The 13,194-nt window shown below is 63.4% G+C and carries 12 protein-coding genes; 11 read left to right on the top strand and 1 reads right to left on the bottom strand.

Annotated elements, in window-relative coordinates:
- Window position 1: 1 nt before the first annotated feature.
- The 4 genes from ACYVHK_RS16190 to ACYVHK_RS16175 all read left to right on the top strand — a co-directional run bounded on the left by ACYVHK_RS16190 (window position 2) and on the right by ACYVHK_RS16175 (window position 4,636).
- The gene (locus ACYVHK_RS16190; protein ID WP_460534193.1) at window positions 2–226 is read left to right on the top strand and encodes an RNA-binding S4 domain-containing protein; all 225 of its coding nucleotides are present in this window, start codon (window positions 2–4) and stop codon (window positions 224–226) included.
- 332 nt (window positions 227–558) lie between these two features.
- Complete coding sequence (locus tag ACYVHK_RS16185) at window positions 559–975, top strand: acyl-CoA thioesterase (protein ID WP_460534191.1); 417 nt, start codon at window positions 559–561, stop codon at window positions 973–975.
- Window positions 972–1,478, top strand: coding sequence for a GNAT family N-acetyltransferase (locus ACYVHK_RS16180; protein WP_460534189.1), 507 nt, complete (start codon window positions 972–974; stop codon window positions 1,476–1,478). Before ACYVHK_RS16185 ends, ACYVHK_RS16180 begins: the two co-directional genes overlap by 4 nt.
- A 377-nt stretch (window positions 1,479–1,855) precedes the next feature.
- Entirely contained in the window at window positions 1,856–4,636 is a 2,781-nt protein-coding gene (locus ACYVHK_RS16175) for a M16 family metallopeptidase (protein WP_460534187.1), read from the top strand.
- 79 nt (window positions 4,637–4,715) lie between these two features.
- On the opposite strand, the gene polA is transcribed toward ACYVHK_RS16175, so the two are convergent.
- Complete coding sequence (gene polA / locus ACYVHK_RS16170; RefSeq protein ID WP_460534185.1) at window positions 4,716–7,475, bottom strand: DNA polymerase I; 2,760 nt, start codon at window positions 7,473–7,475, stop codon at window positions 4,716–4,718.
- Between the two features lie 95 nt (window positions 7,476–7,570).
- Here polA and ACYVHK_RS16165 point away from each other — a divergent pair, with 95 nt between their 5' ends.
- The 7 genes from ACYVHK_RS16165 to mtgA all read left to right on the top strand — a co-directional run bounded on the left by ACYVHK_RS16165 (window position 7,571) and on the right by mtgA (window position 13,161).
- Window positions 7,571–8,305 (top strand): LOG family protein, encoded by a 735-nt coding sequence (locus tag ACYVHK_RS16165; RefSeq protein WP_460534183.1) that lies wholly within the window; start codon window positions 7,571–7,573, stop codon window positions 8,303–8,305.
- A gap of 48 nt (window positions 8,306–8,353) precedes the next feature.
- Window positions 8,354–8,680 (top strand): DUF2782 domain-containing protein, encoded by a 327-nt coding sequence (locus tag ACYVHK_RS16160; protein ID WP_460534181.1) that lies wholly within the window; start codon window positions 8,354–8,356, stop codon window positions 8,678–8,680.
- Window positions 8,681–8,761: 81 nt separating this feature from the next.
- Window positions 8,762–9,709 carry a homoserine kinase gene (locus ACYVHK_RS16155; protein ID WP_460534179.1) on the top strand — a complete coding sequence of 316 codons (948 nt, stop codon included), beginning with the start codon at window positions 8,762–8,764 and terminating at the stop codon, window positions 9,707–9,709.
- Between the two features lie 64 nt (window positions 9,710–9,773).
- Window positions 9,774–11,690 (top strand): sensor domain-containing diguanylate cyclase, encoded by a 1,917-nt coding sequence (locus ACYVHK_RS16150; protein ID WP_460534177.1) that lies wholly within the window; start codon window positions 9,774–9,776, stop codon window positions 11,688–11,690.
- Entirely contained in the window at window positions 11,687–12,262 is a 576-nt protein-coding gene (locus tag ACYVHK_RS16145) for a sigma-70 family RNA polymerase sigma factor (protein WP_460534175.1), read from the top strand. Before ACYVHK_RS16150 ends, ACYVHK_RS16145 begins: the two co-directional genes overlap by 4 nt.
- On the top strand, window positions 12,259–12,444 hold the full coding sequence (locus tag ACYVHK_RS16140) for a zf-HC2 domain-containing protein (protein ID WP_460534173.1): 186 nt from the start codon (window positions 12,259–12,261) through the stop codon (window positions 12,442–12,444). Before ACYVHK_RS16145 ends, ACYVHK_RS16140 begins: the two co-directional genes overlap by 4 nt.
- A 24-nt stretch (window positions 12,445–12,468) precedes the next feature.
- On the top strand, window positions 12,469–13,161 hold the full coding sequence (mtgA, locus tag ACYVHK_RS16135) for a biosynthetic peptidoglycan transglycosylase (protein WP_460534171.1): 693 nt from the start codon (window positions 12,469–12,471) through the stop codon (window positions 13,159–13,161).
- Window positions 13,162–13,194: the final 33 nt, after the last annotated feature.

Raw genomic sequence — 13,194 nt, 5'->3', positions numbered from 1 at the left:
TATGGCGATGCATCAATTCCAGCTGACCAGCGACTTCATCGAGCTGCACAACCTGCTGAAGTTTCTGGCGATCGCCGAATCCGGCGGCATGGCCAAGATCATGGTGGCGGAAGGGCTGGTCGAGGTGGACGGCGAGATCGAGTTCCGCAAGACCCGCAAGCTGTACGCGGGTAGCGTGATCCGGTGTTTTGACGAAGAGATCACGATCCTGCCGAAGGCGGAGTGAGTTTGGGCATCGGGCTCCGGGGGGCTCAACCCAAGCTGCGCTGGGCGCGCCCTGCTCTCCGCGAGCAAGCATGACGCCGCTTGCCAAGGTACTCCGAGCTCGCCGGGGGATACGAACCCGGGCAGCGAAGCCTCTGGTGTAGGGCGGCCTCGGCTTTCACCCTATGCAATTTGTGCAAGGCGTGTCTGTGTGCCGATAGGCCGGGGCTGGGGGGCCTGCGGGTTGCGTTGGGGCATATCCCGCACATCTGTGCGACTTTCATGACGCAAGGGTTTAACAAAAGCGCATCGCCCGCTAATCTAGCGGCTGATTTCACGCTGCCCGAGCCCGCCATGACCACGACCCCGCTGTTTACCGATGTTTTCCCCATGCGCTGGGGTGACATGGATGCCCTGGGCCACCTCAACAACACGCTCTACTACCGTTTTTGCGAAGAGGCGCGGGTGCGCTGGTTGGCAGAACGCGGCTGGAGCGTGATGGTGGCGGCCGGGTATGGGCCTATCCTCGCGGCCAGCAGTTGCCAGTTCCGGGTGCCGCTGGTCTATCCCTGCGATGTCCGGGTGGAGACCAGCGTGAAGAAGGTCGGCAACAGCAGCTTTACGCTGGCTCACCGGATCTGCCGCGACGACCAGCCTGAGCAGGTGGCGGCGGAGGCGGAAGCGGTGATCGTCTGGTGCGACTATGCGGCCGGCAGTTCCAAGCCGCTGCCCGATAGCCTGCGGCAGGCCTTGGGGAGTGTGGCGGCATGAGGCCCAAGTTCACGATACGCGATGCGCAGCCGGGTGATGCACCGGCGCTGTATGCCCTGGTCCGCGAATTGGCGGCTTATGAGAAGCTGACCCACCAGTGCACCGGGACGCCCGAACAACTGCATGAGCACCTCTGGGGGCCGCGGCCGTATATCGAGGCCTTGATCGCCGAGGTGAAGCGTGGCGAGGCGGCGCAGGCGGTGGGCTTTGCGCTGTATTTCCACAACTACTCAACCTTTCTGGCCAAGCCCGGCCTCTATCTGGAAGACCTGTTCGTGCTGCCGGAATATCGCCGTAACGGCATTGGCGAGGCCTTGTTCCGCGAGGTGGCCAAGCGGGCGGTGGCACGCGACTGCGGGCGCTTTGAGTGGGCGGTGCTGGACTGGAACCAGCCTGCGCTGGACTTCTACCGGGCGCTGAGCGCGACGGTGATGCCGGAGTGGCGCATCTGCCGCGCGACCGGCAGCACATTACGGGCGATGGCGGAGGCCCCGACCCCCTGAGTCTGCGGCGTGACCCTTTCTGGCGAAGGCGGTCCGCGCGGGTCTGAAGACCCACTTTACGCGAAGCGGCATCCTCTGCGCGGTGATCGCCTTAGCGACGAATACTGGGCAGTGCCCTGCTAGGACTGCCTCCTGCGAAGCTGAGCGCGACGGTGATGCCAGCGTGGCGTATCTGTCGTGTGATCGGCTTCCTGGATGATCTGCCCTCGCTGACCGGCTGAACTGGTCTGCATCCTTTCTGTCTCATTTCATCCGCGATTTGTGGGGCTTCATCACGTCGATTAGGCGCGGATGGTGGCACTCGCGCTAGCATCCTCCCGGCTATCGCCAACATCACAACAAGACCGGGTCGATCACGACCCTGCAAAGGAGCTTGCATGCGTTTCACCCCCTTGAGCATTGCGCTCGCCCTGTCCCTTGGCTTTGCGCTGCCTGCTGCAGCCGCCGAGGCGAGTGGCAACGCCAGTAGTGCCGCCGTAGCGGCCAAGGCCAGCAAATACACCAGCGTCGAAGGCATTACCGAATACCGGCTGGCCAATGGCCTGCGCGTGTTGCTGGCGCCGGATGCCTCCAAACCGACCACGACGGTGAACATCACCTATCTGGTGGGCAGCCGGCACGAAAGCTACGGCGAGACGGGCATGGCCCACTTGCTGGAGCACATGGTGTTCAAGGGCACGCCGTCGCGCGGCAACATCATGCAGGAGCTGGGCAAGCGCGGCATGCAGTTCAACGGCACGACCTTCATGGACCGCACCAACTATTTCGAGACCTTCCCGTCCTCGGACGAGAGCCTCGAATGGGCGCTGAACATGGAAGCCGACCGCATGGTCAACAGCTTCATCGCCAAGGCGGACCTCGACAAGGAGTTCTCGGTCGTCCGTAACGAGATGGAGATGGGCGAGAACAACCCGCACCGCGTGCTGTGGAAGCAACTGACCGCGGTGACCTACGACTGGCATAACTACGGCCATAACACGATTGGTGCGCGCAGCGACGTGGAGAACGTCAAGATCGAGAACCTGCAGCGCTTCTACCGCGAGTACTACCAGCCGGACAATGCCGTGCTGACGATCACCGGCAAGTTCGACCCGGCCAAAACGCTGACGCTGGTGGAGCAGAGCTTTGGCCGTCTGAGCAAGCCGGCCCGCACGTTGGCGTCGACCTATACCGAAGAGGCACCACGCGATGGCGCGCGTGAGTTCACGGTCAGCCGCGTGGCTGACAGCCAGCTCGCCGCCGCGCTGTACCCGACCGCGGCGGGTGCTCACCCGGATTCGGTCGCCATTACGGCGCTGGGCAGCATCCTGGCCGATACGCCGAATGGCCGGCTGCACAAGCTGCTGGTCGAGGGCAAGAAGGCGGTCGGCGTGGAGCCTTGGGCGCTGGACCTGGCTGAACCTGGCTACATCATCTTCTGGGCCGAGTTGTCCAAGGACCAGTCCCTGCCGCAGGTGCGCAAGCTGCTGCTGGAAAGCGTGGAAGGCTTCAAGAAGAAGCCGGTCACCGAGGCGGAACTCAAGCGCGCCAAGGCGAGCTACCTGAACGATATCGACAAAACCATCAATGACCCGCAAAAACTGGCGGTGGAATTGTCCGAATCGATCGCCAAGGGCGATTGGCGCTTGTTCTTCCTGAACCGTGACCGCATGGAAGCGTTGACTGTTGCCGATGTGCAGCGGGTGGCGGAGAACTATTTCAAGGAGAGCAACCGCACCTTTGGCCAGTTCGTACCGACCAAGGCACCGGACCGGACCGTAATGCCGACGACACCGGATATTGCCAAGCTGGTAGAGAACTACCAGGGCAAGGCGGCGGTGGCTGAGGGCGAAGCCTTTGATGTGAGCCCGGCCAATATTGAGAAGCGGACCCAGCGGCTGACACTGGGCAATGGCCTCAAGGTGGCGCTGACGCCAAAGAAGAGCCGTGCCAATGCGGTGTCCGGCAGCATCCGGCTGGATTTTGGCGACGAGAAGAGCCTGTTTGGCCAGTCTGCCAATGCCGACCTCGCCGCCGACATGCTGCTGCGTGGGGCTGGCAAGATGAGCCGGGCCGACATCACCGCCCAGCTCGATGGCCTCAAGAGCAAGTTGAGCGTGCATGGCGGTGGACAGACCCTAAGCGTGAACTTCGAGACCAGCCGCAAGCATCTGCCGGAACTACTGGCCCTGGTGCGCGATGTGCTGCGGGCACCGACTTTCCCGGCTGCCGAGTTTGCGCAGCTGAAGGACGAGAACGTGGCCGGCATCGAAGCCAATCGCAGCCAGCCTGAGGCCGTGGCTGCGCAAGCGCTGGCACGCCAGTTCAACCGGTACCCGAAGGGTGATATTCGCTACGCCGCGACCTTCGACGAATCCATCGCGGAGTACAAGAACGCCAAGCTGGCCGATGTAAAGCGTTTCTACGCCAGCCTGTACGGGGCGGACCATGGCGAGGTGGCGCTGGTCGGCGACTTCGACGCGGCGGAAGCGACGGCACAGATCAAGAGCCTGTTCGGCGACTGGAAGAGCAAGGGCAAGTACGCGCGCCTGAGCAACCCGGCGCCGGAGCCGAAGTCGGCCGTCCAGCAACTGGAGACGCCGGACAAGGCCAATGCCTACTACAGCGCCGAATTGCCGCTCAAGCTGCAGGACACCTCGCCGGACTACGCCCCCTTGCTGGTGGCGAACAAGGTGCTGGGTGGTGGCGTGAAATCGCGCCTGATGGATCGCCTGCGGCAGAAGGATGGCATCAGCTACGGTGCCGGCAGCGGCCTGGAAGCGTCGAGCTTCGAGCCTAGCGGCAAGATCGGACTGGGTGCCATCTACGCACCGCAGAACCTGGCCAAGATGCAGGCGGGCGTGCAGGAAGAGCTTGCCCGTCTGGTTCGTGACGGTATCACCGCCGAGGAGCTGAGCGAGGCCAAGCAGAGCCTGATGCAGCAACGGCAGACATCCCGTGCCCAGGATGGCGCCTTGGCCAGTCTGCATGTGTCGCAGCTGCAGACCGGCCGCACGCTGGCCTTCAGTGCGGAGATCGATGCCCGCATCCAGGCGCTGACGCTGGATGAGGTCAACGCGGTGATCAAGAAGTACATCGATCCGTCCAAGATCCTGCATGTCTACGCCGGTGACTTTGCCGGTGCAGCCAAGAAGGCGGCTGAGACACCGGCCAAGTAAGCGGTTGTCGGTAAAAGAAAAACGCCCGGTGATACCGGGCGTTTTTTTCATGGTGTTTTACCGCCGTGCCAACGGGCTATCAGTGAGCGGCTTCCCAGTTGGGGCCGACGCCGACTTCGGCCAGCAAGGGGACCTTGAGGTCCGCGACACCGGCCATCAGGGCGGGTAGCTGTACCTTGACCAGTTCGAGCTCTGCGTCCGGGACTTCGAGTATCAGTTCATCGTGTACCTGCATGATGAGCTTGCTGGCGAGGCCGTCCTTTTCCAGCCAGTCCTGGACGGCCACCATGGCGAGCTTGACCAGATCGGCCGCGGTGCCCTGCATGGGGGCGTTGATGGCGGCACGTTCGGCGCCCTGGCGGCGGCCCTGGTTGGCGGAGCGGATCTCCGGCAGCCACAGACGGCGGCCGAACCAGGTTTCCACATAGCCTTGTTCCCGGGCCGTCTCGCGCGTGTTCTGCATATAGGCGGCGACGCCGGGATAGCGGGCGAAGTAGCGGTCGATGTAGTTCTGGGCGGCACCCCGTTCGATATCGAGCTGGGCAGCGAGGCCGAAGGCGCTCATGCCGTAGATCAGGCCGAAGTTGATGGCCTTGGCGTAGCGGCGCTGATCGCTGCTGACGTCGTCGGGGCTGGCGCCAAATACCTCGGCAGCGGTGGCGCGGTGAATGTCGATGCCGGCCTCGAAGGCCTTGAGCATGCCTTCGTCACCCGACAGGTGGGCCATGATGCGCAGTTCGATCTGTGAATAGTCGGCACTGACTATATGGCTGCCCTTGGGGGCGATGAAGGCTTCGCGGATGCGGCGGCCTTCGGCGGTACGGACCGGGATGTTCTGCAGGTTGGGATCGTTGCTGGCCAGCCGGCCGGTGATGGCGGTGGCCTGGGCGTAATTGGTGTGGACCCGGCCGGTGCGCGGATTGACCATCAGCGGCAGCTTGTCGGTATAGGTCGACTTGAGCTTGGACAGGCTGCGGTGCTGCAGCAGCTTGGCCGGCAAGGGGTAGTCGCGGGCCAGCTCGGTCAGCACGTCTTCGTCGGTCGACGGGGCGCCCTTGGGGGTTTTCTTCAGCACCGGCAGCTTGAGTTTATCGAACAGGATCTCGCCGATCTGCTTGGGCGAGCCGAGGTTGAAGGGCTGGCTGGCCAACTCGTAGGCTTCCTGCTCCAGCCTGAGCATGGTCTGACCCAGTTCGTGGCTTTGCTTGTTGAGCAGGCTGGCGTCGAGCAGCACGCCGTGGCGTTCCATCTTGAACAGGACTTCGCGGCTGGGCATCTCGATGTCGCGGTAGACATAGTCCAGCCTTGGTTCGGCGGCCAGGCGGGGTGCGAAGGCCTGGTGCAGGCGCAGGGTGATGTCGGCGTCCTCGGCCGAGTAGCGGGTGGCGACGTCGACCGCGACTTCACCAAAGCCGATCTGCTTGGCGCCCTTGCCGGCGACTTCTTCATAGGAGATGGCTTTGAGGCCCAGATGCTTGGCGGCGAGTTCGTCCATGCCGTGGCGCTCGGTGCTGTCGAGCACATAGGACTGCAGCAGGGTGTCCTCGGCCACACCGGCCAGTGCGATGCCGTGATTGGCGAAGACATGCTGGTCGTACTTCAGGTTCTGGCCGAGTTTCTTACGGCTGGCGTCCTCGAGCCAGGGCTTTAGTGAGGCCAGTGCCGTGTCGAAGTCCAGTTGCGGCGGGGCGTCGGCATAACGGTGGGCCAGCGGCAGGTAGGCGGCCTCGCCAGGGGCAACGGCGAAGCTGATGCCGACGATGCGGGCTTGCAACGGTTCGAGGCTGTCGGTTTCGGTATCGAGTGCCACCAGATCGGCCGTCTCCAGCCTGGCCAGCCAACTGGCAAGCTGTTCGGTGCTGGTGATGCAGTCGTAATCGCGGCCCAGTTCGGTCAGCTCGCCGGTTTCTTCCGGCGCGAAGCTGCGCAGGGCACTGCTATTGCCATCGGCAGCGATCTTGTCGCCGACGGCGGCATCGCCCTTGATCTCGGCCAGCCAGCTCTTGAAGCCATAGGTTTCGTAAAGGCTGGCCAGGGTCGCGCGGTCCGCATCGCGCGGGATCAGACTGGCCATGCCATCGGGCATTTCGGACTGCAGGTCCACGTCGCACTTGATGGTGACCAGGGTGCGGCCCATGGGCAGCCAGTCCAGCGTGTCGCGCAGATTCTGGCCGACCACGCCGCCGATTTCCCCGGCCCGGGCCATGATGGTGTCAAGGTCGCCATACTCGGCCAGCCATTTGACGGCGGTCTTGGGGCCGCACTTGGGGACGCCGGGGACGTTGTCGACGGTGTCGCCGATCAGGGCCAGGTAGTCGACGATACGTTCCGGCGGCACGCCGAACTTGTTGAGCACGCCGGCTTGGTCGAGGGTTTCCTCGCTCATGGTGTTGACGAGGCGGACTCGCTCGGTCACCAGCTGGGCCATGTCCTTGTCGCCGGTGGAGACGACCACGGTCATGCCGGCAGCGTCGCCCTGGCGGGCCAGGGTGCCGATCACGTCGTCGGCCTCGACGCCGTCGACCATCAGGATGGGCAGGCCCAGGGCGGCGATGGCGGCGTGGATGGGTTCGATCTGGGCGCGCAGGTCATCCGGCATGGAGGGGCGCTGGGCCTTGTATTCGGCATAAAGGTCATCGCGGAAGGTCTTGCCCTTGGCGTCGAAGACGCAGCCGATATAATCGGCTGGGACGTCTTTCATCAGCCGCTTAAGCATGGCCAGGATGCCGCGCAGGGCGCCGGTAGGCGCGCCGGCCGGACTGCGCAGGTCAGGCAGGGCGTGAAACGCTCTATACAGATAAGAGGAGCCGTCGATCAGCAAGAGCGTTTTGGTGGACATATACACTTAACCCCGGTAATGCTGCAGGAGCGCCCCCGGCGGGAACCGTCGCGGGTAGGCCAGCTCCTACAAAACCTAAAAATAGAGAAGAAACCATGAGTGCCAAGAACAAACTACCGAGCGATACCGACCCGGCGGCCATGGCAGCCAGCCACGCCTATCGTTCGCGCGAAGCATGGCGGGTTTTCGAGATTATGTCCGAATTCGTCGAGGCGACCGAGCGTCTGCAGGCGATCCAGCCTGCGGTTTCCATCTTCGGCTCGGCCCGGACCCCGCGCGACCATCCATATTTCAAGCTGACCGAGGAGATCGCCCGCCTGCTGAGCGACGCCGGCTTCAGCGTGATCTCCGGTGGCGGCCCCGGCATCATGGAGGCGGCCAACAAGGGGGCGTTCCATGGCAAGTCGCCGTCGGTGGGACTGAACATCCAGTTGCCGCATGAGCAGAACGGCAATCCCTATCAGGACGTCAGCCAGACTTTCCGGCACTTCTTTGCCCGCAAGGTGATGTTCGTGAAGAACGCGACCGCCTATGTGGTCATGCCGGGAGGCTTTGGTACGCTGGACGAACTGAGCGAGGCCTTGACGCTGATCCAGACCGGCAAGACCCGCAAGATGCCGATCATCCTGGTGGGCAGTGCGTTCTGGGGTGGCATGCTGGACTGGTTCCGCAGCTCGCTGCTGGCTGAGGGCATGATCAATGCGGTCGACATGGACTTGATGCAGGTCATCGACGAGCCGCACGCCGTGGTCGATGCTATCTTTTCCTTCTACGAGACGCGCGGCTTCGGGCTTAGCCCGGCCGAACGCGAAATGCAGCTCAGCCTCTGATTTGAATCTGCCCGCCGCTTTGCGGCGGGCCTGTCCGGAGAAAGTATCATGCGTACCCTGATCCTGGCCCTCGCCCTCGTGGCAGCAGCCCCCCTGTTTGCCGCCGAGCCGCCGAAGCCGGTGGTGCCACCACCACCACCTATCCCTGCCGCGACGGCCGATGATCCGTCGGAAGAGCCCGAGGTGACCATCATCCAGCGTGATGACGCGACCGTCACCGAGTACCGCGTCGGTGGCAAGCTGTACATGGTCAAGGTCAAGCCCAAGGTGGGTCCGGAGTACTTTCTCAGCGACGACGACGGCACCGGCAAGCTGGTACGCAAGGATGGCCAGCAGGTGACCCGTCCGCCGATGTGGGTCATCAAGCGCTTCTGATATGCCGGGCGGCGGGGACTGCCTCGCCGCCTGCCTTCCATGGTGCCGCCGTGGCGCCGTTTTCCCTGGCCGATTGCTTTCATGTCCGTTTTTACGACCGTTACCGCCGAGCAGTTGCGAGACTGGCTCAAACACTACTCGCTGGGCGAGCTGGTGGAATTCAAGGGCATCGCTGCCGGCATCACCAATACCAATTACGCGGTGACAACCACGCAGGGGCGCTACGTGCTGACCCTGTTCGAGACCCTGCAGGCGAGCGAGTTGCCGTTCTACGTCAACCTGATGGCACACCTGGCGCACCACGGCATCGCCTGTGCTGCGCCGATCGCGAACCTGCGCGACGAGTACATCGACCAGTTGGCCGGCAAGCCGACGGTCCTGGTGAAGTGGCTGCAGGGCGAGCCGGTCGAGCATCCGAGCGCGGCGCAGTGCCGCGCTCTGGGTGCGATGCTGGCGCAGATGCATCGTGCGGGTGAGACCTATCCGGGACGGATGCCCAATCCGCGAGGTCCGGCCTGGTGGAATGCGGCGGCGACCGATCTGTACGGCTTTCTGGACCTGCCGGAGCGCAACCTGCTGCAGGCCGAGGTGGCTGCACAGGCGCGACAGCGCTTTACCCATCTGCCGAGCGGGGTGATCCATGCCGACCTGTTCCGCGACAATGTGCTGATGCACGGCGAGCAGATCGGGGGCTTTATCGATTTCTACTACGCCTGTGACGATATCCTGCTGTACGACCTGGCGATCACGCTGAACGACTGGTGCAGCGAACCCGATGGCCATATCGATGCCGCACGTGCCGAGGCCTTGTGTGCGGGCTACCAGGCGGTCCGGCCGCTGAGCTCGACCGAACGTGCGGCCTGGCCCTTGATGCTGCGTGCGGCGGCCTTGCGGTTCTGGGTGTCGCGCCTGTGGGACTGGCACAAGCCGCAGGCCGGCGAGCTGACTTTCCGCAAGGACCCGACGGTGTTCCAGCGGCTGCTGGCGGGCCATGTGGCGCGGGGTGGCAGTGCCCACTGGCTGTCTTGAAGCCCGCAGCGATGCTGCACAATGGGCCGGTATGGGCTAATTTGTCTAGGTCAACCACTGTTCGATGAAGCCGATCTTGCCACGCCGCTTGCTACAGAGTCTGTACGCCGATTTGCCACGCAATACCCGCTTGGCGATGGCCGGGGTGTTGACGCTGATCCTGGTGTTGACCGCGGCGCTGGGCTGGTGGCTGGTCACCGGCTACGACAGTGCCCAGCAGAAGGCTGCCGTGAACGCTTATAACACGGCCCGCCTGCTGGAGGAGCGCGTGCTGGGTACCTCCCGCGAGGTGGACCTGATGCTGAAGGATGTGGCGCATGAGGCCGAGCGTCTGCCGGTGAACCCGCCGGTGTCGTGGAGCGAGCCGATCGGTTTCGAGGCCATCATGCTGTTACGTGAAAAGGCCGAAAGACTGCCGCACATGGCGGCGGTGACGGTGCTCGATGCCGAGGGGCGGGTCGCGTACTCGACCGCAGCCAATCTGCGCGTCAGTTTTTCCGACCTGCCGTATATCCAGAACCTACTGCGTGCCCCCAAGCCGGGTCTGGTGATCTCGGCCCCCTATACCCTGCGGACGACGGGCCGGCTTGGCGTCGTGTTCGCGCGACCGGTGTTCAGTGCAGAAGGGCGTTTGCGGGCTGTGGTGGTGGCGGGCATGCACATCGAGGCCTGGAGCCGGCACTTTGCCGATATCGAGCTGGGCCAGCATGGCTCGGTGGCGGTGGTCGATGCCGAGCGGCACCTGGTCGCACGGCAGCCCTTGCCTGATCGCAAGCTGATCGGCCGGCAATTCGAGCAACTTGTCTGGCAGCCGACCAAGCTGTTGCAGGACACCTATTTCTACAACTCACCCATCGATGGCGAACGCCGGCTGCTGGCGGTGCGGCAGGTACCGGGCTACCCTTTCCTGATCGGGGTGGGGGCGTCGGAGATCGACTATCTGTCCGACTGGCGGGCCGGCCTGGTGGTGACCTTGCTGGGCCTGGCACTGTTACTGATCCTTGGCGTTGGCCTACTGGTGCTGTTGTGGCGCGCCGGCCAACAGGCGCGTGCGCTGGCCGAGAGTGAAGCCAGGCTGATCGCCCGCGAGCAACGCATGCGCAGCATGCTGGAGGCCTCTCCGTGTGCGCTGGGGGTGGTGGAGTACGGACCGGACCGTATCCGTTATGCCAATCCCGATATGGCTGCCTTGTTCGGTTTGCCGCTGGCGAGCCTCGCGGGTTTGCAGGTGGTGGAGCTGTTTGTTCGACCGGAGGAGTGGAAGGCGCTCAGCGGTGCCTTGCGCGACGCGGGCACGCTGCGTGAAATGGAGTTCGCATTGCGCTGTGGCGATGGCGTGGAGCGCTGGGTGGCTGTGTCCGCTACCCTGCTGGGTAGCAACGGTGAGGACAGCTCGGAGGATATGCTGCTGAGCCTGGTGGATGTGACCGCCCGCCATGCGCGCGAAACCCGGCTGACCGAGGAGGCCAGCACCGATGCACTGACCGGTCTGGCCAATCGCAGGCGCTTCTTCGAGCGTGGTGGGGAATTGTTCGAACTGGCGCGTCGCCATCACCGGCCGATGTCGCTGCTGATGCTGGATCTCGATCATTTCAAGCTGGTCAACGATACCCATGGCCATGCGGTCGGCGACGAAGTGCTGGTGCGCATCGCCCGACTGCTGGAAACTTCGCGCCGGCAGGGTGACCTGCCCGCCCGACTGGGTGGTGAGGAGTTCGTGGTGCTGGTGCCGGAAACGGCGCTGCCGCAGGCGATCGAGGCGGCGGAGCGCATCCGTGAGGCGGTGGAGAATGCGCCGCTGACGCTGGAGGATGGCACGCTGGTGCCGGTTACCGTCAGCGTCGGCGTGGCGGAGTTGCGGCCCACGGATACCGAACTGCACCTGTTGCTGATCGCGGCGGATGCGGCGCTTTATCGTGCCAAGGATGCCGGTCGCAACCGGGTGGTGGCGGATGTGAGTGTAGGGGAGAAGATGTCTTGAGTTTGCCAGACGATCAGCAATTGGCCGATCACCGGGCCTATCTGCTGCGTTATGCCCTGTACCGCCTGCGGGATGAAGCGGCGGCGGAGGAGGCGGTTCAGGATACCTTGCTGGCCGCCTTGCAGGCCAAGGAGGGGTTTACAGCGCAATCGAGCGTCAAGACCTGGCTGACGGGCATACTCAAGCACAAGCTGATCGATGCGCAGCGCAAGCTGTGCCGTGACCCTCTGCAGCTGGACGAGCGGTTGGACGAGGAGGGTAGCGTCAGCGACTTTGACAGCCTGTTCGACAAGACCGGCCATTGGGGAAGTGACGGGCCGAGACCCTGGACCCATCCCGATGCGGCGCTGGAGCAACAGGATTTCTGGCGGGTCTACGAGGCGTGCGCCGAGCGCATGCCCAAACGCACCGCACTGGTCTTTGCGATGCGGGAGAGCCTGGGTTACGAGATCGAGGAGATTTGTCAGAATCTCGAGATCACGGCGACCAATTGTTCAGTGCTGCTCTATCGTGCGCGCATGAGCCTGCGTCTTTGTCTTGAGAAAAACTGGTTTGGGTTGGAAGCGGGATGAATTGTAAGGATGCCACTCGGCTGGTTTCTGAAGGGCTAGATCGCCAACTGGGTTTGGGCGAGAAGGTGAAGTTGCGCCTGCACCTGCTGATCTGCCATTACTGCACCGATTTTTCCAGGCAGACCCTGTTCCTGCGCCGTGCGGCGAAACAGGCTGCGTTGCGCAAGCGGAATGAGAAGTAGCGCGCGGCGATATAATCGACCGCCATGAGCCTCCTACGCCTGTTCGGCCGCATCCTGCTGGCCCTGATCCTGTTGTTCATCCTCTATCAGTTGTGGATCTTCGCCCATGTCTTGTGGTGGCGTGACCACAATCCGTCCGAGACGGCGTTCATGGACCAGCAGTTGAGCGTGCTGCAGGACAAGAACCCCGATGCCGAGCTCAAGTACCAGTGGGTACCCTACGAGAAGATTTCGCCCAATCTCAAGCGGGCGCTGGTGGCAAGCGAGGATGCCAAGTTCCTGGAGCATGAGGGCTTTGACTGGGAGGGCATGCAGGCCGCCTGGGAGAAGAACCAGAAGAAGGGCCGCATCTCGGCCGGTGGTTCGACCATCAGTCAGCAACTGGCGAAGAACCTGTTCCTCAGCGGCAAGCGCAGCTATCTGCGCAAGATGGAGGAGGCGGCTATCACCTTCATGCTGGAAGCGGTCATGGACAAGCGACGGATATTCGAGATCTATCTCAATGTGATCGAGTGGGGGAATGGCATATTCGGCGCCGAAGCCGCCGCGCGTCACTACTACCAGACTAGCGCTGCCAATCTCGGTGCCGGCCAGGCCGCCAAGCTGGCGGCGATGGTGCCCAACCCGCGCTATTACGACAAGAACCGTTCCGCACGTGGATTGTTGCGCAAGACCGCGATCATCCAGCGTCGAATGGGTTACGCCGACATCCCTTGATTCAGATTGTTTCGAGCGCTTGCTTGGCTGAGG

This window comes from Chitinimonas naiadis, from assembly GCF_054780835.1.
Note: the sequence above shows the minus strand (reverse complement) of the source record. Positions and strands in the feature narration are given on the sequence as shown.